This window comes from Lacticaseibacillus nasuensis JCM 17158 (assembly GCF_001434705.1).
Lineage (GTDB): Bacteria > Bacillota > Bacilli > Lactobacillales > Lactobacillaceae > Lacticaseibacillus > Lacticaseibacillus nasuensis.
The window spans coordinates 1-22,985 of record NZ_AZDJ01000030.1 but is presented as its reverse complement, the minus strand read 5'-3'; the positions used below and the strand labels follow the sequence as shown (position 1 = coordinate 22,985).

21 protein-coding genes are annotated in these 22,985 nt (G+C 56.6%); 17 read left to right on the top strand and 4 right to left on the bottom strand.

The features are described 5' to 3' along the window. The 13 genes from FD02_RS07490 (at nucleotide 1) to guaA (ending at nucleotide 15,295) form a co-directional block, all read left to right on the top strand. Entirely contained in the window at nucleotides 1–468 is a 468-nt protein-coding gene (locus FD02_RS07490; RefSeq protein WP_056951493.1) for an acyl-CoA thioesterase, read from the top strand. A gap of 126 nt (nucleotides 469–594) precedes the next feature. Beyond that, the gene (locus tag FD02_RS07485; protein ID WP_056951491.1) at nucleotides 595–1,074 is read left to right on the top strand and encodes a FeoA family protein; all 480 of its coding nucleotides are present in this window, start codon (nucleotides 595–597) and stop codon (nucleotides 1,072–1,074) included. Further along, complete coding sequence (feoB, locus tag FD02_RS07480) at nucleotides 1,071–3,167, top strand: ferrous iron transport protein B (protein ID WP_054723587.1); 2,097 nt, start codon at nucleotides 1,071–1,073, stop codon at nucleotides 3,165–3,167. The genes FD02_RS07485 and feoB overlap by 4 nt, the downstream gene beginning before the upstream one ends. Before the next feature lie 5 nt (nucleotides 3,168–3,172). Next, nucleotides 3,173–3,343: a FeoB-associated Cys-rich membrane protein gene (locus FD02_RS07475; protein WP_156408277.1), complete on the top strand. Its 171-nt coding sequence runs from the start codon at nucleotides 3,173–3,175 to the stop codon at nucleotides 3,341–3,343. Next, nucleotides 3,340–4,263 carry a type I pantothenate kinase gene (coaA, locus tag FD02_RS07470; RefSeq protein ID WP_054723585.1) on the top strand — a complete coding sequence of 308 codons (924 nt, stop codon included), beginning with the start codon at nucleotides 3,340–3,342 and terminating at the stop codon, nucleotides 4,261–4,263. Before FD02_RS07475 ends, coaA begins: the two co-directional genes overlap by 4 nt. A gap of 85 nt (nucleotides 4,264–4,348) precedes the next feature. After that, nucleotides 4,349–7,009: a DNA polymerase I gene (gene polA, locus FD02_RS07465; RefSeq protein WP_056951489.1), complete on the top strand. Its 2,661-nt coding sequence runs from the start codon at nucleotides 4,349–4,351 to the stop codon at nucleotides 7,007–7,009. 11 nt (nucleotides 7,010–7,020) lie between these two features. Continuing rightward, on the top strand, nucleotides 7,021–7,866 hold the full coding sequence (gene mutM / locus FD02_RS07460) for a bifunctional DNA-formamidopyrimidine glycosylase/DNA-(apurinic or apyrimidinic site) lyase (RefSeq protein WP_056951487.1): 846 nt from the start codon (nucleotides 7,021–7,023) through the stop codon (nucleotides 7,864–7,866). Next, nucleotides 7,863–8,453 (top strand): dephospho-CoA kinase, encoded by a 591-nt coding sequence (coaE, locus tag FD02_RS07455; protein ID WP_056951485.1) that lies wholly within the window; start codon nucleotides 7,863–7,865, stop codon nucleotides 8,451–8,453. Before mutM ends, coaE begins: the two co-directional genes overlap by 4 nt. A 36-nt stretch (nucleotides 8,454–8,489) precedes the next feature. Next, nucleotides 8,490–8,963 (top strand): transcriptional regulator NrdR, encoded by a 474-nt coding sequence (gene nrdR, locus FD02_RS07450; protein WP_056951483.1) that lies wholly within the window; start codon nucleotides 8,490–8,492, stop codon nucleotides 8,961–8,963. A 46-nt stretch (nucleotides 8,964–9,009) separates the two neighbouring features. Next, nucleotides 9,010–10,362: a DnaD domain protein gene (locus FD02_RS07445; RefSeq protein ID WP_056951481.1), complete on the top strand. Its 1,353-nt coding sequence runs from the start codon at nucleotides 9,010–9,012 to the stop codon at nucleotides 10,360–10,362. Next, complete coding sequence (gene dnaI, locus FD02_RS07440; protein ID WP_056951480.1) at nucleotides 10,359–11,279, top strand: primosomal protein DnaI; 921 nt, start codon at nucleotides 10,359–10,361, stop codon at nucleotides 11,277–11,279. Before FD02_RS07445 ends, dnaI begins: the two co-directional genes overlap by 4 nt. Nucleotides 11,280–11,604: 325 nt before the next feature. After that, entirely contained in the window at nucleotides 11,605–13,566 is a 1,962-nt protein-coding gene (gene thrS, locus FD02_RS07435) for a threonine--tRNA ligase (protein WP_056951478.1), read from the top strand. 181 nt (nucleotides 13,567–13,747) lie between these two features. Further along, on the top strand, nucleotides 13,748–15,295 hold the full coding sequence (gene guaA / locus FD02_RS07430; RefSeq protein WP_056951475.1) for a glutamine-hydrolyzing GMP synthase: 1,548 nt from the start codon (nucleotides 13,748–13,750) through the stop codon (nucleotides 15,293–15,295). Between the two features lie 186 nt (nucleotides 15,296–15,481). On the opposite strand, the gene FD02_RS11520 is transcribed toward guaA, so the two are convergent. The 4 genes from FD02_RS11520 to FD02_RS07415 all read right to left on the bottom strand — a co-directional run bounded on the left by FD02_RS11520 (nucleotide 15,482) and on the right by FD02_RS07415 (nucleotide 18,227). Next, nucleotides 15,482–16,186, bottom strand: coding sequence for a site-specific integrase (locus FD02_RS11520; RefSeq protein ID WP_235806701.1), 705 nt, complete (start codon nucleotides 16,184–16,186; stop codon nucleotides 15,482–15,484). Continuing rightward, nucleotides 16,183–16,653 (bottom strand): hypothetical protein, encoded by a 471-nt coding sequence (locus FD02_RS11515; protein WP_225352575.1) that lies wholly within the window; start codon nucleotides 16,651–16,653, stop codon nucleotides 16,183–16,185. Before FD02_RS11515 ends, FD02_RS11520 begins: the two co-directional genes overlap by 4 nt. Nucleotides 16,654–16,761: 108 nt before the next feature. Continuing rightward, a complete protein-coding gene (locus FD02_RS07420) occupies nucleotides 16,762–17,571 on the bottom strand; it encodes a PH domain-containing protein (RefSeq protein WP_235806700.1) in 810 nt (269 codons plus the stop codon). An 11-nt stretch (nucleotides 17,572–17,582) separates the two neighbouring features. Next, nucleotides 17,583–18,227: a LexA family protein gene (locus tag FD02_RS07415; protein WP_268871597.1), complete on the bottom strand. Its 645-nt coding sequence runs from the start codon at nucleotides 18,225–18,227 to the stop codon at nucleotides 17,583–17,585. Between the two features lie 132 nt (nucleotides 18,228–18,359). On the opposite strand from FD02_RS07415, the gene FD02_RS07410 reads away from it, so the two are divergent. From FD02_RS07410 to FD02_RS07395, 4 genes are all read left to right on the top strand, one after another. Then, on the top strand, nucleotides 18,360–18,629 hold the full coding sequence (locus FD02_RS07410) for a helix-turn-helix domain-containing protein (RefSeq protein ID WP_056951473.1): 270 nt from the start codon (nucleotides 18,360–18,362) through the stop codon (nucleotides 18,627–18,629). Then, nucleotides 18,610–18,819 (top strand): hypothetical protein, encoded by a 210-nt coding sequence (locus FD02_RS07405; RefSeq protein WP_054723339.1) that lies wholly within the window; start codon nucleotides 18,610–18,612, stop codon nucleotides 18,817–18,819. The genes FD02_RS07410 and FD02_RS07405 overlap by 20 nt, the downstream gene beginning before the upstream one ends. Before the next feature lie 54 nt (nucleotides 18,820–18,873). Further along, a complete protein-coding gene (locus FD02_RS07400; RefSeq protein WP_082603348.1) occupies nucleotides 18,874–20,082 on the top strand; it encodes a 5-methylcytosine restriction system specificity protein McrC in 1,209 nt (402 codons plus the stop codon). Nucleotides 20,083–20,852: 770 nt separating this feature from the next. Then, nucleotides 20,853–22,985: KxYKxGKxW signal peptide domain-containing protein (locus FD02_RS07395; RefSeq protein WP_156408276.1), on the top strand; the 2,133-nt coding region annotated here is incomplete at its 3' end.

Below are 22,985 nucleotides of genomic sequence, written 5' to 3'. Positions count from 1 at the left end.
ATGAAAATGAGCGCCACGAAGTCGCTGGCCATCCACCGCGTGTTTGCCGGCCAGATGAATGAGGCGCACACGCTGTTCGGCGGGCAAACGGTGAGCTGGCTGGACGAAGCCGCCAGCATCAGCGCGCACCGCTTCGCGCGCCGGCCGCTGGTCACCGCCGGCGTCGACCACATGACGTACGTCGCGCCGGTAGCCATCGGGGATGCCGTGATGTATCACAGCATCGTTACCGGCGCCGGCAAGCGGTCGCTGGAGGTGTTCACCCGCATCGTCGGCGAGCGCATGGCCACCGGCGAGCACTACCTCGTCGGCTACGCCTGGCTGAGTTTCGTCACCCCAGAGCCTGCCGCGCTGCCAACCTTAACCATCGATGACGACTTTGGCGCCCAGCTTCACGCCGGCTACGCCCAGCGCCGCGCCGCTAACGCAGCGGCGCGGGCGGCGTTACCGACGCTCCCACTAGATTAACGACCAGGCCGAGTGGAGACTCGGCCTTTTGCGTGGTTGTGAATTTTGCCGGCACGGCGCAGCAAAAAATAGTAAAATAAACGCAACCGTTAACCCACGGTAGTCTGATGCAGGAGGACCGCTGCCATGACCCCATTGAGCGAGCTGCGCCGCCCCGGCGCAGTGATGATTATGGCCATTACCGCCAGCACCACCTTGACCCGTCACCTCGGTGAGCTCGGGCTGCGCGTCGGCTCGCGGCTCACCGTGATTCAACCCGCCGCCGGTCGCAGCGGGCTGTTAGTGTATTTTCAAGGCCAGCGCCTGGCGATGAGCGACGACATCGCCGCGCAACTGCAGGTGCAAAGCGTGGCCGCGACCACGAATCAGCCGACGGTGAGCCTCGCCGACTTGCCGGTGCACCGCCATGCCGTCGTCGCGACCATCGCCGGCCGCCCGGAATTGCGGCGGCGCCTGATGGACATGGGGCTAACGCGTGGCACGTTAATCGAGTTACGCCAGGTGGCGCCGTTAGGGGATCCCTTGGAGTTGGCCGTGCGCGGCTACAAGTTGAGCCTGCGCAAGGCGGAAGCCGCGGTCATTCAGGTGGCGGAGGTTGAGGCATGACGATTGCAGCCTTAGTGGGAAACCCCAACAGCGGCAAAACCACGCTGTTTAACGCCTTAACCGGCGCGCGGCAAATGATCGGCAACTGGCCCGGTGTCACCGTCGCCCGCAAGGCCGGAACCTTGCGGCAAAACCCGGCGGTGACGGTGCAGGATTTGCCCGGCACCTATTCGCTGTCGCCTTACAGCACCGAGGAGCGCATCACGCGCGATTACTTGCTGAGCGGTGAGGCCGATGTCGTCGTCAATGTCGTCGACGCCACCAACCTCGAGCGCAACTTATACCTCACCTTGCAGGTCATGGAAACGGGGCGGCCGCTGGTGGTGGCGCTGAACATGATGGACGTGTTGGCCAAGCAGGGTCGGGAAATCAACCTGACCAAGCTGGCGTATGCGCTGCGGGTACCGGTGATCGGCATCAGCGCCACGCAGCACCTGCACCTGGCCGACCTCACCGCCGCCATGACGGCGGATGCCGCGGCGTATCCGTATCCGGAATACGATCCGCGGGTGGAATCGGCGCTGGCAATGATTGCCGCGCAACTCACCGATGTGCCGGTTTCGCAGCGGCGCTGGTATGCGATTAAACTCTTCGAGCACGATGAGGCGGTGAGCGCGCAGTTGGCGTTAACGGCGGCGCAAACCGCGGAAATCGACGCGACTCGCGCCACGGCCGAGCAGCTCTTCGCCGACAGCGCCGACAGCATCATCGTCAACGCCCGCTACGACTTCATCGCGCGGTTAATGGCCATGTGCGTGGTCGACGAGTTGAGCTTCACGGCCTCCATATCCGACCGCATCGATCGGGTGGTGACCAACCGCTTCTTGGCGCTACCGATTTTTGCCGCGGTGATGTGGGCGGTGTATTATTTATCGATTCAAACCATCGGCACGCTGGGGTCGGATTGGCTCAACGACACCGTGTTCGGCAGCTGGCTGCCCGGCGTGATGACGCAGACGCTGACCAGTTGGCACGTCGCCACTTGGCTGCAAAGCCTATTGGTCGACGGCATCGTCGGCGGCGTCGGGGCCGTGCTGGGGTTTCTGCCGCAGATCATGATGCTGTTCTTGTGTCTCGGCTTGCTGGAGGATTGCGGCTACATGGCGCGCATCGCCTTTGTCATGGACCGCGTGTTTCACCGGTTTCACCTGTCGGGCAAGGCGTTTATCCCGATGCTGATTGCCACCGGCTGCGGCGTGCCGGGCATCATGGCCACGCGCACGATTGAAAACAGCAAGGACCGCAAGATGAGCATCATGTTGACGACGTTCATGCCGTGCTCGGCGAAGCTGGCCATCATCGCCATGGTCAGCGGCACCTTTTTCCCGCACCAGTCGTGGGTGGCGCCGAGCGCGTACTTCATCGGCATCTTGGCAGTGGTGTGCTCGGGCATCTTCTTGAAGAAAACGCGGTTGTTCGCCGGGCCGCCTGCGCCGTTTGTGATGGAGCTGCCGGCGTATCACCTGCCGCTATTGGCCAACGTCTGGCGCTCGGTGTGGGCGCGGGCGCGCGCCTTTGTCCGCAAGGCCGGCAGCATCATTTTCCTGTCCTGCGTGGCGCTGTGGTGGCTGAGCCACTTCAACTGGCGCCTGAAGTGGGTTGGCCAAAACGACAGCCTGCTGCGCGGGCTGGGCGAGTTATTGGCGCCGGTGCTGGCGCCGCTGGGGTTTGGCAACTGGCAAGCCACGGTGGCGACCTTGGCGGGGCTGATTGCCAAAGAAAACTGCGTGGGCACCTTGCGCATCGCGCTTGGCCCCGGAAACTTCGGCGACTTGTTGCGGCAAACCTACGCGCCGATGGCCGGCTACGCGTTTTTGGTGTTTAACCTGCTGTGCGCGCCGTGCTTTGCCGCCATTGGGGCGATGTATCGCGAGTTTGGCGAGCGCAAGTGGACCCTGTACGCCATCGCCTACCAAACCAGCGTGGCCTACCTGTTGGCGCTGATCGTGTACCAAGGCAGCCAGGCGGTATTGGGCACTATCAGCGCGGGTGGGGCCGTGATGTTGGTGGCAGCGCTTGGGTTGTTGCTGTATGGCTTGTGGTGGCGCAAGCCGGTGGCGGCCAGCGCGTTGGCCACGGAAGAGAAAGGATGATTGCGATGATGACTTGGATAATTGCCATAATCACGTTTGCGGTGATTGGCTGGGCGGTGTACCGCCAGTGGTTCAGCAAAACTAAGGCCGCGCACTGCGACGACTGCGCCGATGTCGGCTGCCCGCTGTATGATCAGGCCAAAGTGATTCGGGAGAATAATCAAAAACGCGCATGAAATCCGAAATGAACTACTTCACGTTTAGCCGGGCCGAGTGGGCGACGTTTCACGCGCATAACTTCGCGTCGGTGACCGATGCCGAGTTGAGCAGCCTGCGCTCGTTAAACGACGAGGTCAGCCTCGATGACGTCAAGACGATTTATTCGCCGCTGCGGCACCTCATTCACATTCGTTACCGCGACTACCTGCAGGCCGAGTTCAACCTCAGCCAGTTTCTTGGCGTGCGCCAGCGGCCGCACCCGTTTATCATCGGCATCGCCGGTTCCGTGGCGGTGGGCAAAAGCACCACCGCGCGCCTGTTGCAGCTGTTGTTGTCTCGCGCGTATCCGGACAAGCGCATTCAGCTGATCACCACCGACGGCTTCTTGTACCCCAATGCCGAGCTGATCAAGCGCGGCCTGCTAGACCGCAAGGGGTTCCCGGAAAGCTACGACATGAACCTGTTGATTCACTTCCTGAACAACGTCAAGAACAACTCCGGCATCGTGCGCGCGCCGAAGTATTCCCACCAGATCTACGACGTAGTGCCTGGCGAAAGTGACATCATCGACCATCCGGACATCGTCATCGTCGAAGGCATCAACGTGTTGCAGCTGCCGAGCCAGGAGCCGATTTACATCAGCGACTACTTCGATTTCTCGGTGTACATCGACGCCGACCCGACGTTGATCGAGCAGTGGTACCTCGAGCGCTTCGGCATGTTGCTGGACACGGCATTCACCGACCCGACGAATTACTACTACCGATATGCCAGCGGCGACCGCGAGGCGGCCTTCAAGATGGCGCGGCGGGTGTGGCGCGACGTCAACTTGAAGAACCTGAACGAATACATCTTGCCGACGAAAAATCGCGCGGATGTGATTCTGCATAAAACCGCACATCATCTCATTGATGAGGTGGGGCTGCGCAAGTTTTAAGGCGAGGCGACTCGCCTTTTTTGCTACGCGGCAAGGGGCCTTGGAGTTTGGTACAATAGGGGTAGACACATTCGAGGAGGGCATGATGGCCACGATGAAGAAATTACTACTGATCGACGGCAACTCGGTCGCGTTTCGGTCGTTTTACGCGTTGTATAACCAGCTGGACCGGTTTACGACCAAGGACGGGCTGCACACCAACGCCGTGTTCGTGTTCAACAATTTGCTCGACATCATCGTGGCCAAGGAACAACCAGACGCCGCCTTGGTGGCCTTTGACGCGGGCAAGACCACGTTTCGCACCAAGCAGTTCGACGATTACAAAGGCGGCCGCGCCAAGACCCCAAGCGAACTGCTGGAACAATTGCCGTTAATCAAGCGCCTGCTGGACGACCACGGCATCACCCATTATGAGTTGCCGGATTGGGAAGCCGACGACATCATCGGCACCATGGCCAAGGCCGGGGAAGAAGCCGGCTGGACGGTGACGGTGGTGACCGGCGACCGCGACTTGACCCAGCTCACCACGGCCGCCGTGACGGTGCAAGTCACCGTCAAGGGCGTCGGCGAGTTGGAAACCTACACGCCGGCGCATGTTCAGGAAAAACTCGGCATCACCCCGGCGCAAATCGTCGACCTCAAGGGCCTCATGGGCGACACCTCCGATAATTATCCCGGCGTCACCAAGGTCGGGGAGAAAACGGCGCTGAAGCTCCTCGAGCAGTTCGGCACCATGGAGAATCTCTACGCCAACCTCGACGAGTTAAAGCCCAGCAAGATGAAGGAGCACCTGATTGAAGACCGCGACCAGGCCTTCATGTCTAAGGACCTCGCCACCATTCGGCAAGACGCGCCGGTGACCATCGGCTTGAGTGACCTGGCTTACCGTGGGCCGGACATTCCGGCGTTGCGCGACTTGTACACCGAACTCGAGATGCGCCAAGCCCTCGCCAAGCTGCCCGCCGATCCGGCGGCCGCGCCTACCGCCGCCGCGGTCGAGGCCAGCGCACCGGCGCACTTCGTTGAGCTCACCGCGGCTAACCTCGAGACGCTGCCCGCCAAGCCTGGGCAGGTGAGCTTCGAGCTGGAAATGCTCGACGACAACTACCACGTGTCGCCGCTAATCGGCTTTTTCCTCGGCACAGCAGACGTTACCTATGTATCGGCCGACGCCGAGCTCTTGACCAACCCAACGCTGCAGACCTGGCTAGCCCAGCAGACGCTGGTCGTGTTCGACGCCAAGCGCAACCAAGTGGCCGCGCACCGGCTCGGCCTCGAGTTACCACCAATCGATTTTGACGTGTTGTTGGCCTCGTACTTGTTGAACCCGGATCAAAACAGCAACGACTTCGGCCAAATCGCGCAGGATCACGACTACCAGTTGGCCTTTGATGCCGACGTCTACGGCAAAGGCGCCAAGCGCGCCGTGCCGGAGCAGCCGGCGCTGTTCGCCCATTTTGCCGCCAAGGCCCAGGCGCTAGCGACCTTAACGCCGCACCTGATTGCCGACCTCAAGGACCAGAATCAATTCGACTTGTTCACCGACATGGAACTGCCGCTGGCCCAGGTGCTGGCGCGCATGGAAATGCAAGGCATCACCTTGGATCAAGCCCGCTTGCGCGACATGGGCAAGCAGTTCAGCCAAACCATCAAGGTGCTCGAAGAGAAAATTTACGGTGAGGCCGGGGTGAAATTCAACCTGAATTCGCCGAAGCAGCTCGGCGAGATTTTATTCGAAAAACTCAACCTGCCCGTGATCAAGAAAACCAAAACCGGCTACTCGACGTCGGTGGAGGTGCTCGACCAACTGCGCGGCGGCCACCCGATTGTGCAAGACATCCTCGACTACCGCGCCGTGGCTAAGCTGAACTCGACTTATGTCACCGGCTTGTTGAAGGCGGTGCTGCCGGATGGCAAGATTCACACGCGCTATCTACAGACGCTGACGCAAACCGGGCGCCTGTCGTCGGTGGACCCGAACATGCAAAACATTCCCGCCCGCGATGAAGGCAAGCAGATTCGCCGCGCCTTTGTGCCGTCGCAACCCGGCTGGCAGATTTTCAGCTCTGATTATTCGCAAATCGAGCTACGCGTGCTTGCCCATATTTCCGGCGACGAAAACATGCAAGAAGCCTTTCGTGAGGACCGCGACATTCACGCCAACACCGCGATGAAGATCTTCAACCTCGACTCGCCCGACCAGGTCACCCCGGACATGCGCCGTCAGGCCAAGGCGACCAACTTCGGGATTGTCTATGGCATCTCCGACTTTGGCTTGGCCAAAAACATCGGCATTTCCCGCAAGCAGGCCAAGGCCTTCATCGACAGCTACTTCGAGCAATACCCCAAGGTCCACGACTATATGGACAAGATGGTCCAAGTCGCCCGCGACCAAGGCTACGTCGAGACGCTGTTCCACCGCCGGCGCTACCTCAACCAGATTCACTCGCGCAACTTCAACCTGCGCCAGTTCGCCGAGCGCACCGCGATGAACACGCCGATTCAAGGTAGCGCCGCCGACATCATCAAGGTGGCCATGATCAACATGCAACAAATGCTTGAGGCTGAGCATTTACAGTCGCGCATGTTGCTGCAGGTCCACGATGAACTGATTTTTGAAGGCCCCGAAGCCGAAATGGCGACGCTGGCCAAGCTCGTGCCCAAGGTCATGGACTCTGCGGTCAAGCTGGCCATTCCGTTGAAGGTCGAAAGTTCCTACGGGCCGGATTGGTTCCAAGCCAAGTAAAGAAGGATCACATGCCAGAATTACCTGAAGTCGAAAACGTGCGGCTGAGCCTCTTGCCGCTGATTCAAGGCAAAACCATTACCGCCATCGGCACCAACTGGGAGAAAATCCTCACCGGCGGCCTGGCGCATTTTCAACAGACGTTGGTGGGGCATACCGTCACCGGGCTCGACCGGCGCGGCAAGTACCTGCTGTTTCGCTTCGACCACGGCGTCACCATGGTCAGCCACCTGCGCATGGAAGGCAAGTATCAAGTTGTGCCGTATCCCACCGTGCCGTTTGGGCGTTTCGCCCATGTGTGGTTCACCTTTAGCGACGACAGCCAGCTGCGCTATCACGACATGCGCAAGTTTGGGCGCATGCAGCTGATTGCCACCGGGCAGGAGTACCTGGTGAGCGGGCTGTCCAGCCTCGGCCCGGAGCCGACGCCGGCGCAATTCGACTTGGCGGCGTTTGCCGCCAAGCTCAAGGCGCGCAAGGCCCCGATTAAGTCCGTGCTGCTGGATCAAACCGTCGTCGCCGGCGTCGGCAACATCTACGCCGACGAGACGCTGTGGCAGGCACGGGTCAATCCGCAACAGCCGGCGTGCACCTTGAAAAAAACCGAAATCGCCGCGCTTCACGATGCGATTATCGCGGTGTTGGCGCAGTCGATTCAACTCGGCGGCACCAGCGTCCACACCTTCGTCGATGCCACCGGCGCCCGCGGCGGGTTTCAAGACCGGCTGCACGTCTACGAGCGCCAAGGCGAGCCTTGCGACCGCTGCGGCACAGATATCGTGAAGATTAAGGTGGGCCAGCGCGGCACGCATTATTGCCCCAAGTGTCAGCCGTTGCGGAAGCGGGTGATTCGATGACCTATCGCCTCGGCCTCACCGGTGGCATCGCCAGCGGTAAAAGCACGGTGGCGGCGCAGTTTCGCGACGTCGGCGTGCCGGTGATCGACGCCGACGCCATCGCGCATGACTTGGTGCAGCCAGGGATGCCCGTGCTGGCTAAAATCGTCAAGCAGTTTGGCCCCACCATGCTGCGCGCCGATGGGCAACTCGACCGCGCGCGGCTCGCGCAGCGCGTCTTTAACGACCCGGCGGCGTTGGCAAAACTCAACGACTTGTACCAACCGGAGTTGCGCGACACGCTCACGGCCGCCTTGGCCAGCGCCACCGGACCGCTGGTGGTAGGCGACATTCCATTGTTGTATGAAGGCGGCTGGGTGTCGGCGTTTGACGGCGTGGCGGTGGTGACGCTGCCTGAGGCGCTGCAAAAGCAGCGCTTGATGGCGCGCGACGGCTTAAGCGCAGCGGCCGCCCAGGCGCGCATCGCCGCGCAGCTGCCGCTGGCCGATAAGGTGGCGCGCGCCGATTTTGTCATCGATAACGGCCGCGGCCCCGCGGTGCGGCAGGCGCAAGTTGCGGCCTTGATTGCCCAACTGCGGCGGGATTAATGTTATAATCTAAAAAAATGCAAAGAAGGTGGCGCCGTGCAGTGCCCACATTGTCATCACAATAGCTCTCGCGTCGTGGATTCGCGCCCAACCGATGGCGGCAAGGCCATTCGGCGCCGGCGGGAGTGCGAGAACTGCGGTTTTCGCTTCACGACCTTCGAGCGCGTCGAACAGACGCCATTGTTGGTCATCAAGAAGAACGGCACCCGCGAGGAATTCAACCGCGAGAAGATCCTCAAGGGCCTGATTCGCGCGGCCGAAAAGCGGCCGGTGACGATGGAACAGATGCAAGGCATCGTCGATTCGGTGGAGAACAAGTTGCGCGCCATTGGCGAAAACGAGGTGTCCAGTCAGGCCATCGGGGAATACGTGATGAGCCTCTTGGCAGACGTCGACGACGTGGCCTACATTCGCTTTGCCAGTGTTTATCGGCAATTCAAGGACATGTCCGTGTTCATGAAGGAGCTGCAAGACATGATGGCCAAAGGCGATGCGCCGAAAAATAGCTAGGCGGCCGCCTGGCTTTTTTTGAGCACGCCGGCAGAAAGGAGACACGATGAAGCGACCCGCAAATTTCATGGCGCAAGACGCCTATCTCGTCGCGCAGGCCAACTGGTTTAGCGACCAATTGCAGCAGGTGGCCATTGCGCTGTACCAGCCGCTGGTCGGTCCGGTGGCGTTGGCGTTATACCTGACGCTGTGGCAAGAGGCCACGCCCCGTCCCAGCATGACCGAGCGCCGGCCGCAAACCCAGCTGCTGGAAGTGCTGAACATTTCAGTTGATCAACTCTACGACGCGCGGGTGCACCTCGAGGCCGTGGGGTTATTGAAAACCTACACCGCCATCGACGCGATGGGGCGTTATTACGCTTACGAGCTGTATGCGCCGCTAACCGCCGACCGCTTTTTTGCCGACGACTTGTTGGGGATGTTGCTGTATGATCGCGTCGGCGGCCACCGCTACGTTGAGTTGGCCGAGCGCTTCACGCTGCAACCGGTATCGCGGACGGATTGGCAAGACGACACGCACCAATTCCTCGACGTCTATCACCTGACCTCGGTGACGCCGCCGGCCGACTTGGCCCCGGCGCGCGCGGCGACCCAGCAGAAACCAACGCCGCAGGTGAGCCTCGGCAAGCCCGGCGTCGACTGGGCGCTGGTGAAAACCCAGGCGCAAGGCTACGGCGTCTCGCCGGAGCAAATCACGCAACAAGAAGCCGCGTTAGGGGAAATCGCCACGTTTTACGGACTCGACGCGCTGAGCCTCAGCCGCCTCATCGGCAAGGCCGCCGACGTGATGACCGGCAAAGTCGCAGCCGCCTCCGTGCGCCGGCTGGCCGAGCAAACCTACCAGAAGAAAACGCCGGCCTTTACTGACGCGCCGATCGCGCAACCGGCCGCGCCAGCCACGGGCAACACCGACTGGACGCCGGAGGAGCAAGCGCTACTGCAGCGCGTGCACGGCGTGGCACCGCGCCAGTTTCTCGAAGCCGTGAAGCAGGCAAAAGGGCCGCGAATGTTTGTGGCCGGCAACGAAACGTTGGCACTGCGCAACCTCGCCAACCGCGGCGTGTTCGACGACGACACCTTGAACGTCTTGGTGGATTACGTCTTGCGCGACCGCGACAGCCTCAATCAGGCCTACCTCGATTCGGTGGCCAACGCCTGGCTCAAGGCCGGGGTCAACAGCCCGCAAAGCGCGTTGCTGGCGATTCGCGACTACCAAACCAAGGCCGCCAACCGCAAGCCGCGCTCGCGCAAGCCGGCGCGTCAAGAACAGGTGCCGGCGTGGTTGAAACAGCGCACCGCGCCGGCCAGCCCGCAGCAGCCGGCGGTGTCTAAGGCTAAACTGGCAGAACAAATGGCGAAGCTCAAGGCGCTGCAAGAGAAAGGTGGCACGCAATCATGAAAGACATGCGGGGAGAAATCGCGAAGCTGATGGACGCGCGGCAAATGACCGGCGAATACGCGCAGCTCGTGCAACAAGCCGTTGCCGATCCGGCCGTGCAGCAGTGGCTGCACGAACACGAAGCGGCGCTCGCCCCAGACGCGGTGACGCGCGGCGCGGCCAAAATCTACGAATACGTCAGCCAACGCGACGCCGCGGCGGCCGGCAAGCCGGTGGTGGCGCCGGGCTACGCGCCACAGCTGGTCGTGTCTAACCGCCTGATCGACATCACCTACCAGCCAACCGCCGCCATGGTGGCCAGCCAAGCCGCCGCCAAGCGCGCCAGCCTAGTCACCGCCATCAGCATGCCTAAGGCCAACCAAAATGCCAGCTTCGCCACATACGACTCGCAGGACCGCGATGCGGCGTTAAGCGCGGCCTTGGCGTTTGTCAGCGCGATGCTGGAACAGCCGCACCAATTCCACAAGGGCCTGTACCTCACCGGCGCGTTCGGCGTCGGCAAGACCTACCTGCTCGGGGCCATCGCCAACGAGCTGGCCGGCCAAGGCATCGCGTCGACCTTGGTCCACGTGCCGACGTATTCGGTGGAGCTCAAGGCAGCCATCGCCACCAACGGCGTGCCGGCCAAGGTCAACGCGTTAAAGCGCGCGCCGGTATTGATGCTCGATGACATCGGCGCCGAGTCGCTGAGCCCGTGGTTCCGCGACGATGTGCTCGGCATTATCTTGCAGTACCGCATGCAAGAGGAGTTGCCGACGCTGTTTAGCTCGAATAAAACCATGGCCGAGCTAACCAATTTCCTGGCCGGCGTCGAGGTCGGCAACAATGAAAGCTTGAAGGCCAGCCGCATCATGGAACGCGTCAAGTTTCTCGCAACGGAAATCGTGGTTGGCGGGCGCGATCGCCGCAACGGGTAGACAGGTGTCGGCCGGTGGTGAACATTTTTTCAGCAAGTGACTTGCGTCGCTGGCGGCAAAGTGGTTTAATCTAGGCATACACAGACGAAGGCTATAAGAATCAATTGCAGAGAGCTCCGGACTTGGCTGAAAGCCGGACACGACCTGATTCGCACCACCTTTCGAGTTGTTTGCGCAAGCACCCACTGCTGGGTTATCGGCAACGAGTGGAAAGCTGTGCTTTCAAGTCGGGTGGAACCGCGAGGAATCGTCCCGGATATTCTAGAAGAATATTCGTGACGATTTTTTTTATGGCATTTTCGTCAAATAAAAAGGAGCAGAAATCATGGCAATTGCTTTAACTTTTCCAGATGGTAACGTCAAAAACTTTGATGATGGCACGACCGTTTTGGCCGTGGCCCAATCCATCAGCGTCAGCCTCGGCAAAAAAGCCGTCGCCGGCTTGCTGGACGACACCTTGATCGACATCGAGGCACCCATCACTCACGATGGCAAAATCGCCATCCTCACCAAAGACGACGACCAGGCGCTCACCGTTTTGCGCCAAACCGGGGCCTTCTTGTTGGCAGCGGCGATTCACGCCTTGCATCCCGACGTGCAACTCGGCGGCGGCGCGGCAACCGACGACGGCTTCTACTATGACACCGACCGCCAAGGCAGCCAACTCACCGTCGACCAATTGCCGGCGCTGAAGGCCAAAATGGCCGAGCTAGCCGCGGGCAGTGCCGAGCGCGTCGTATTATCCGCCGCCGATGCTAAGGCGCAGTTCAAGGCTCAGCCCTACAAGCTGAAGCTGTTGGCGCAAGCCGGCGATGCCGTGTTGGCGTTCAAGCTTGGCGACTTCGTGGACTTCGGCGAGGGGGCCATCTTGCCGAGCCTCAAGGACGTGAAGCATTTTGACCTGCTGAGCGTGGCTGGGGCATATTGGGAAGGCAAGTCCAGCAACCCAATGCTGCAACGGCTGTACGGCACGGCGTACTTCAAGGCCGCCGACCTCGAACAAGACGCCAAGGACCGTCAAGAAGCCCGCGAGCACGACCACCGCACCATCGGCCGCGACCTCGACTTGTTCTTCGTGGATCCGAAGGTTGGCGCCGGCTTGCCATACTGGATGCCAAAAGGCGCGACGATTCGCCGCGTGATCGAGCGCTACATCATCGATAAGGAGCTTGCCGACGGGTACGAGCACGTGTACACGCCTGTCTTGGCCAACCTCGATTTGTACAAGACCTCCGGCCACTGGGACCACTACCGCGAGGACATGTTCCCGCCAATGGACATGGGCGACGGCGAAATGCTTGAATTGCGGCCGATGAACTGCCCAAGCCACATTCAGATTTACAAGCACCACATTCGCTCGTATCGCGAATTGCCACTGCGTATCGCCGAACTGGGCATGATGCACCGCTACGAAAAGTCTGGCGCCTTGTCCGGCCTGCAGCGCGTGCGGGAAATGACCTTGAACGACGGCCACACCTTCGTCGCCTTGGATCAGGTGCAAGAAGAATTCAAGAAGATCCTGCGCCTCATCATGGACGTTTACGCCGACTTCAACATTTCCGATTACACCTTCCGCTTGTCCTACCGCGACCCGAAGAACACTGAAAAGTACTTCGATGACGACGAAATGTGGAACCGGAGCCAGACGATGCTGAAGGGCGCCATGGACGACTTGGGCTTGGACTACTACGAAGCCGAAGGGGAAGCCGCGTTTTACGGTCCGAAGCTCGATATCCAAACCAAGACGGCGCTGGGCAACGACGAAACGATGTCCACCATTCAGCTGGACTTCATGCTGCCAGAACGCTTCGAGCTGACCTACGTCGGCAAAGACGGCCAGGAGCACCGGCCGGTCATGATTCACCGCGGCATCGTCGGCACGATGGAGCGCTTCATCGCCTACCTGACGGAAATCTACAAAGGGGCTTTCCCAACCTGGTTGGCCCCAACGCAAGCCATGCTGATCCCGGTCAACCCCGACGAGCAAGGCGACTACGTCAAGGAGTTGCACGATAAGATGCTCAAGGCCGGCCTGCGCGTCGACATGGATCTGCGCAACGAGAAGATGGGCTACAAGATTCGTGAAGCCCAAACCCAAAAGATTCCGTATACCGTGGTGGTCGGCGAAGCCGAACGCGCCAACGCCGGCGTCTCCGTCCGCAAGTATGGCGAGACGCACACCGAGGAGGAATCGACCAAGATGTTCATCGAAAGCATGCAGGCTGAGGTGAAGAACTACAGTCGCGATGGCAAAACCAAGCCAAGCGACGTCGCCAGCCAGTTTTAACCTAGTTTTACGCTGACAAGCAAAATCGCGCCACCGCTGTTGTACGACAGCGGTGGCGCGATTTTTTGGCTGAGGCCAACTTACGCAAGCCTTCCATGAGAGTTTTCACAGGGTCAATTGACCGGCCGGCGGAATATCTGTACAATTGTTTCAATTCATAAAACGTAAGGAGCGTGGGGACTTGGCAACCACTGACGATTACGACAAGATCATCGTCTTGGATTACGGCAGTCAGTACAATCAATTGATCACGCGGCGGATTCGGGAATTTGGCATCTATTCCGAGTTGAAGCCGCACACCATCACGGCCGCAGAGGTGCGGGCGATTGCGCCAAAGGGAATCATTTTCTCCGGCGGGCCGAACTCGGTGTATGACGCCGGAGCGCTTGGCGTCGACGACGAGATTTTCCAGCTGGGCATTCCGATTCTTGGCGTGTGCTACGGCATGCAGCTGATGGCCCAGCGCCTCGGCGGCAAGGTGGAGCCTGCTGAGGACCGCGAGTACGGTAAGGTCGACATCACGGTGACGGATCCGCAGGCCAAGCTGTTCGCCGATTTGCCTAGTGAACAAACGGTGTGGATGAGCCACGGCGACTTGGTGCATGAAGCCCCAGCTGGGTTCCATGTCACCGCCACCAGCGCCAACTGCCCAATCGCGGCGATGGCCGACGATGACCGTCAGTTTTACGGCATCCAGTTCCACGCCGAAGTTCAACACACCAAGTATGGCCACGAAATCCTGCACCATTTTGCCTTCGACGTTTGCGGCGCCCAAGCCAATTGGAACATGGGCGATTTCATCGAACAACAAATCGAAGCCATCCGGGCGGAAGTCGGCGACAAGCAGGTGCTGCTCGGGTTGTCCGGCGGCGTCGACAGTTCCGTTGTCGCCGCGCTGCTCAACAAGGCGATTGGCTCGCAGCTCACCGCGATTTTCGTCGACCACGGCTTGTTACGGAAAAACGAGGCCGACCAGGTGATGGATAGCCTCGGCCGCGGGCTGGGCGTGAAGATCATCAAGGTGAACGCCGCCGAGCGCTTCTTGGGTGACCTCAAGGGCGTCACCGACCCGGAGCAAAAGCGCAAGATCATCGGCCGCGACTTCATCGAAGTCTTCAACGCCGAGGCGCGTAAGTTGCACGGCATCGAATACCTCGCGCAAGGCACGCTGTATACCGATGTCGTCGAATCCGGTACCGATACCGCGCAAACCATCAAGAGTCACCACAACGTTGGCGGCTTGCCGAAGGACTTGCAGTTTAAGCTCATCGAGCCGTTGAACAAGCTGTTCAAGGACGAAGCGCGCGAACTCGGCGAACGCCTCGGCATTCCGCATGCACTCGTGTGGCGCCAGCCGTTCCCGGGCCCTGGCCTGGGCATTCGGGTGCTCGGCGAGGTCACGCCAGCCAAGCTGGAAATTGTCCGCGATTCCGATGCAATTTTACGCGAAGAGATCAAAAACCACGGCCTCGACCAGGATATCTGGCAATACTTCACGGTGCTGCCGGGCATCCGCAGCGTCGGCGTCATGGGGGATGGGCGCACGTATGATTACACCATCGCCATTCGCGCCATCACCAGCATCGACGGCATGACCGCCGACTTCGCACGCATCGACTGGGAAGTGTTGCAGGAAATCTCCAGTCGGATCGTCAATGAGGTGGCGCACGTCAATCGCGTCGTCTATGATATTACGAGCAAGCCGCCAGCAACGGTTGAGTGGGAATGAACCGATAACATTTTGAAGAGGCTCCCGGCACCGCATAACGTCAACGTCGACGCCGTGCGGCGCCTTTTTTTGTACATTTTTGAAGCTAACCGTTGGCCATTAAATACAACGGTTTACCACGAAAAACGTGGGACGAGCGTGGGACGAACGCCGATCCAAATCCGTCCCACGTTTTGCCGGTGAATTTTAACCTCTTAAGAACGCATTTATGCCCTCAAACACGTTCAGGCTGGCCTCTTTGGTCGCGCGCGTATAGTCCGCTGTCATCTGAAGATTCTTGTGGCCGAGATAGTGCATCACGTCGATTTGCGGTTTCTCGCTGGCGATGGTTGCTGTCGCGAAGTAGTGGCGAAGCAGGTGGGGATAAATCTCGATTCCGCATTCCTTGGACACTTTACGCTCAACTCGGTTCAAGTAGTCGGGGTAAAAACGCTCTCCATTGTTGTCAACCCACAGCCAATGGTTGGCCGACTGGATATGGTTGCGGGCACGGAGATTGTTGGCAGTAACCTTGGCGAACTTTAGGAGGCCGACCATTTCACCAAATACCCAGATTGTGCGATATGAAGACGGCGTTTTAAGCTTGCCGCCGTTTAGCTTGGTTGAGGTCCGCTGGAGGTCAATCTTGATTGCTGCCTGATCGCGATCGTTTACTTCGTCGTGGGTAATGGAGATTGAGTTGGTGCGCAGTCCCATCACCTCTCCCTTGCGCAAGCCTAGCGCGTCAGTCAGCACTAAAGCAAGCTGGTTTTTGTCTAGGATCCTGCGCGCGGTCGCTAACCACTTTCTAGCTTCCTGATTGGTGAGCGATTTGTTGCGTGCTGGCTTTCCACCGAGGTGCAGGCCCCGCAGCCTGTTTTTTGTCGATGACGTCCTCGTTGGCGGCTTCATTCATGATACTTTTCATATACAGTCGATCGTCTTGATGGTGCTTGCAGCCAGACCGTATTCCGTCGCCAACCCGTCAAGGTATGCCTGGTACTGGCTTCGGAAGATTTCAGACAGGCGCATGCTGCCAAAAGCGGAGCGACGTATTTGTTGTAGTAGTTTTGTTGTGTCGCCCGGGTTGACTCCTGCCAGATGCCTAAATCTATCTTTCGTTCTACCAAGCAATCGTGGTATTGGCTGACCGTGATACCCGGATTTTCAATTGGACCAGCCTTACCATTGGCCAAGTCTGCCTCGAACTGTTTTAATGCTTGGTCGGCCTCCCGCCATTGCTTTAGCCCAGCGGACGACCATTCATGACGTCTGCCAAGGGAGTCTGTGTAGGTGCGGCGCGCGGCATATCGCACTCCGCCATCTGTTTTATAGGTGAACAGGCCTTTGTGTCCTTTAATTGGTGTCCATTTTGGCATGAAATTACCTCCATTTTGTCTTGCCGGGGTGTTGACCAAGACGCGGATGTATAGAACCTATGTTTGGTTAAACGGTGAAAATAATACCCCGCGAACGGGGCGGTAGTTCTATAAACCAAGCAGTTCTTTCTTTTTAGCATCGAACTCTGATTGTGTGATGATTCCGTCGTCTAGCAGGCCTTTGAATTCGCGAATCTGATCTGCTGCGGACGGTAGAGCCGACTGCGGTGCCGGTGACGATTGTGCTTGTGGGCGGTTCAGTGCGGATCGGTTGGCATTGATTGCGTCAACCATCATCTGGGCCGTCCCTTTGTTGACGTTTTCGACTTTGGTAATGGTCGCCCCGTTAGTGATGGAAATGGTTCCGAACATTAGCCCCGTGGAGTAAGACACAGCATTGACCATGTTCAGCGGTATCTCGGTCGACTTGATACCGTACAGCATGCCCTTGTCAATAAACAGGATCCGGCTGTCGGTGCAAACCATCAGCACCGTGGTCCCGGCTACCAGTCCGCTTGTGGCGTACTTGACGATTTCCGACTCTCCCAAGATTTCCGGCAGTGCCTTGACTTCCTTCTTCGTACCCCACAAGTCGGAGACACCGGCATCGGCGAACTGCTTCTGTATCTCAGCCATTCTGTTGTCACTCTCGGGCGTCTTGCGACCGTCTTTCCCGAACAATTCCACAGCGAATTGGTGGCCGTTTAAGTGCTCGTCTCTGATTTTGAGATAGTCAGCACTGGAGATGCGAGGCCCAAACATCGTGTTGTCGGTCATCAAGTTAAAGCCCAACGATTTAAAGTGCTTATAGCAGATCCAGTCTCCATCAACGTTGACGATGTGAAAATGTAGTGTCGGCCCTATTTTTTCCTTGATCGGCTCGCCCCCAATGAGGCAAAGATGCGACGGCTTCCCCATAATTGTTCCCCCTATATATCCTGATCTGTCGAAAACAAGTATACGCCAAGAATCTCAAAATCTTGCGGCTCGTCTTTGCGGAAAACATATGGCTTAAAAGTCGGGTCATAGCTCGCTGGGGCAAACATCACGGCAAGCGATGTCTCCTGATAAACCTTGACGGTGGCGTCCTCATGGTCAATCAGCACGGCCACGATGTCACCCGGTTCGGGCCGTTGGTCTTTGCAGAAGACAGCCGTGTAACCGGGTAGCAGCCGACGATTCATGGACTCGCCGACAATCTTCAAACCAAACAGATTCTTGCGCCCGTAGCGCATCACTTGTTCCTTGGTGGTCGGTACCTTGCCGATTATGTTTTGCTCCGCCCACGACACTGCGCCCGCGTGTATCTCACCGTACACCTTGATGTAATCGTCAGCGATGACTAGATCCTGCTGGTTGCCGTTAATGTTTTTAGAGTCGGAATTGCCAAGGATGTAATCGACCGACGTGTTGAATAGGTTGGCAAGTCTGGTAAGCATATCCGGGTCCGGTTGTCGGTATCCCTGCTCGTAGGAGGCATACGTGGTAAGTGCAATCCCCAGTTGTTTGGCAACCTCAGACTGGGTCATGTGGTGGTTTATCTTTCTAAGCGTCTTTAGTCTTTTCGTGTCCAAGATTAACAACCCCTTAAGGTGAGTATAGTACGCAGCTTGCGTATACGCACTTTTTACACAAATAGAGTAATTTCCAGTTTACTTACGCTTAACGCGTATCATTATAAAGTCATGCAGAAATGAAGTGAGACAATGCGAATCTGGTTGAAGGAACTTCGCAATGGCAAACACTTGAGCCAAGTGGAGCTCGCTAAGGAATTGGGAATCGCTCCAACCACTTTATCTGGCTATGAGCTTGGCACGCGGGATCCTTCCGTTGACCAAGCCAAGGTAATGGCGGAAAAGTTGAATATTGACTGGACCATTTTTTTGAAACAGGGTTACGCGAAAAGCGTAATACAGCGGAGGCTGTTAAATGATCACATAGCAAGGGAGAACGACAATGGAAAAATTCATCATTGATTTTTATCCAGACGCCGAGACGATGGTCCGGGACTACAACAAGCGCACCGGCGAACGGCTGCCGATTGGCTCGATGACCACGGCGGTTAACCATGTCGTTAATAGCGGCAAGCTGGTCAGCGTGAAGCATCGTGATGGCATTGCCCGGGTCAGCCTTGACGGCCCCGAGGTGTGCATCGAGACCCGTTAGTGGGGAAGAGGAGCAGTCAAATGAAAGACAGCAGTGGACTCCGCCTAAACGCCGATGAAGAGTTGGCCCAGCGCAAGTATCTCGAAAGCGAGGCTGGGAACACATGCAAGTGGTGTGGCGCCGGCAACCCGGGCACCATCGTCCCACTGCGTAGCAGTGGGACGATGCTACTGCACTATTGCCTGTATTCAACCGGCGACGACGAGAACGGCAGGCATTACGAGCGGTGCACGTCAGGATGCACGAGAGGATTATTTTTTGCGCTATATGTTGCAGGAGGTTTTGAATTATCGCGTTGTCAGTTCGACGAGCCACGCCACGGATAATGCAGATTATTATGACTTGCTTGAGTTTCTGTTTCCGTATTACTTGAATGAAGCGTTGCGGAAGGGTTTGTACAAGGAGTATGTGGATCGCCAATATAACGATGCGAATGCTAAAGGAACGATTGAGATTGCTAGACAGCTCAAGACCAACATGCCCTTTATCGGTCGGGTGGCCTACCGAACGAGAGAATTCAGCTTTGACAACCCAGTGACGCAGCTGATTCGTCATACAATTGAGAAGATTCAAAACGGTAAAAGTTTTCTCCTATCAGGAAATGAAGAGGTTAAGCAGAACGTTCGAGATATTCGGCGCGTAACGGGGTCATACGAGAAATTAGATCGACAAGATGTCATGCAGACGAACTTATTGAATCCAGTGACGCATGGTTACTTTCAAGAGTATGCCGTGTTACAGCGGCTGTGTTTACAGATCTTGAAGGAGAAACGTGTCGGGTTTGGCCGAGATGCCCGGCAGATTAACGGTATTATCATCGACGTTGCTTGGTTGTGGGAGGCGTATATCTGGCAGATTACGGGGTGGAAGCATTACGGTAGGAAACGTGGCTTGCGGACCCTGCCATTTTACGAACAGTTTGGGGATGACGGACAGCAGCATCGTTACCCGGATTTCGAATACGCAGGTATCCCCATTGACACCAAGTACAAACGGCATATTGATAAGCGTAACGATTATAATCAGCTGGTCACCTACATCCATTTGATGAAGGCTACAAAGGGCGGATTTCTTCAGCCCACGGACAACTTGGCACAAGCTGGATATCAGCGATTAGGGATCTTGTATGGCGGTGGGGAGTTGTTCTCCTTCAAGTTCCTTGTTCCCCAGGTGGCTCGTGACTATGAGGATTTTCAACGTCAGATGCGACAAGAGGAGGCTACATTGCGGAGGGCTGTAGACACTGATTTAGTTGTGGGTTAGGTAACAATCCGGGAAAGGTTGTTGCTAAGTAGATATTCTTCGCAAGAAGTGGTTGTAGTTCTGTTAGGTTGATGATTGATTAAGATCGGACTGACTTCTTGGGGAGTATGACTTATCCCTTGATTGTTTGTTGCCAAGTTGAATTTTTACCAAATAGTTGCTAGTTCTCTAAAATTTGCAAGCTTTAATCAGCACGGTTGTCGTTGGAAGTGACGGGAACGGTTCTTTTTCTGTGTTCTAATCAGTCCCGACGGTTCGGTAGGCTCGCAGATGATTCAGCGGTTGTTTCGGTCATACATGAATTTCGTTGTCGCCAGCGGTGATTTGTTTGTTGCTCTCCGATGAAGTGGTGATTATTCAATGAACATGAGTATCGAGAAACGGGAAACAATGGTTAGTCCAAAAAATTTCGATCAATCACCATTGAGGAAAATTGCGGGGTCGAGATAAATTAATATTTAGTATTAACCGTTTAATTAATATCTGATTCGTTTATTTGAAACTAGCGGTCAAAAACTAAATAATATCACAACGAAAACTGTACCGGTCACTGATGAATGGAGTTGGTTGCTAAAACAGAACATTTTCCATAAAAACCGCAAGAACGCCTAATTTTGACAAATATTTTGTAAAACTCAATTTTATAAAGCCTTTATTTCCGTACTAATATATAGTAAAATTGCATTATAGTTGTTATAAATACAGCGTCTCGTTGACGTTTCCCTGAATACGCGAAAGACGCGTATTGAATAAAGAAGGAGCTTATCAAAATGAATGCATTTCAGCAAAAGATTGCCAAGATGGACGGTGCAACACATAAGAAGATGTACCGGGCTGGCAAGCTATGGTTAACTGCCGGCATTACCTTGTTGGGCATGACGGAAATTGCGTTAACTCAAAATGTCGTTCGCGCCGACACGACTGCGACCGATGCTGGCTCGACCGCACAAGTTGCGTCCACCCAAACTGCGCACGTCACAGCGCAAACCGTGCCGTTAACTTCATCTAGCGCGACCAGTAGCACGGCGGCCAATGATAATACAACTGCGGTTAATGCGGAGTCGAAGACCACAACTAAGACGACTACTGACACAACCGCCAAGCCGAGCATCAGCGCGGCGGATTTGCTGAAGCAACTTCCGCAGGGCACGACGCTTAAGGAAACGAGCAGTCAGTACGTATTTGATTTTCCTGCAGACACGGATGCGGCCAGCATGAAAGCAATTGTCGACGGTTATACCCTGGACAAAGGGGTACAGCTGAACTTTATGTTGGCGGATCCTAGTGATTCAGATGGTTCGGAAAGTACAACGCCCGACACTAATCCCAAAAATGCAGCGGATGTTTTGATTGACAAGTTAAATGCGATTACTACTCACTTTACTGGGTACGATGTTGCAACTTCACCAAACACAACGGCCCTGCTTGATGCATTACAGTATGCGTCTAAACGTCTCGATGATCCGGACCCCAATAAGTCGGATACATCATCATTAACTACTGCTCTTAATGTTGTTAGTGGCATGTTCGCTGTTAAAACCGACGCGGAACCTAATGCCGTTGATGCCGGTCTTGCGCAGTCGGTAATCGATAATGCTGTTAATTTCTTCGTTCCTTCAGTAACTACTGATGGATATACGCCTTCAAGCGCTGTAGATACGGCAATTAAAAATGCGGATACAACTGCCAGCCCATACAGCCAAGAAGAAGATGTTGCAAGGGCACTCGCAAAAATCAAGGATTTGCCGAGCACTGCAACAGACGCTGATAAGCAAGCCGCAATTGATGCACTCACAGCGGCTGTGACCGCTGCAAAGCCACTGCGTGATGATGCAAATACGGCCGCCACGACTGCAGCAGGCACGGTTACTGGCGACCTAGCCAATAATCCGACGGTGACTGTTGCCCAAACCGCTTTGCAAGATGCTGTGACGGCTGCTGCCAACAATACTGGTTCAACTGGCGCTATCACAACTGCAACCACTGCTTTGACTAACGCTGTTGAAGCAGCAAATGCCGCCAATACGGCACTTGCTAATGCCAAAGATACTGCAAAACCATACAGTCAGGAGACTGAGGTTCAAACGGCCCTGGACAATTCGACACTGCCAGCGAAAGCAACAACGGATCAGATCAAAGCTGCAGCTGACAATCTCACCAAGGCAGTTGAAGCAGCAAAAACTGCGCGTGATACTGCCATCGCAAATGCCACGACAGCACAGAGCAATGTTGGTAGCCTGAATAGCGATGCGATTACCGCGGCTCAAACCGCGTTGGCGACGGCATTAAGTAAGGATGCGGCCGGCACGGGAACGACTGCTGAGATTACCGCCGCGACTGACAATTTGACGAGTGCTATTCAAGCAGCGAAGACGCTAAATGAATCGATTACCAATGCGCCCACTTCGGCCAAACCGTATAGCAAAGAAAACGATGTTGCTAATGCATTAAAAGACATTGCTGATCTTGGGAGTGATGCCTCCACCGAGGATAAACAAGCTGCGGTGGATAAGTTAACTGCTGCCGTCGCTGCTGCTAAAACAGCACGTGATAAAGCGAATGCAGATGCGAATACTCAAATCGGCAAGATTTCACCGGAATTACTTCAGAATCCGACCATTGCGGCCGCTGTGAATGCGGTGAAGACTGTTCAAACTAATGTGAATAACGAAGAAGCCACGACTGCCGCAATCAATACAGCTATTCAAGATTTAACTAAAGCAGTTGATGCCGCAAATTCCGCGGATACAGCAATAGCCAACGCAGCAACTACGGCCACCCCGTACAGTCAAGAACCTGATGTTGCGGATGCCCTGACTGCCATTACGAGCTTGCCAGCAGATGCGGCGACAGCAGATAAGCAAGCTGCTGTCACAGCTTTGGAAAATGCAGTGAAGGCTGCG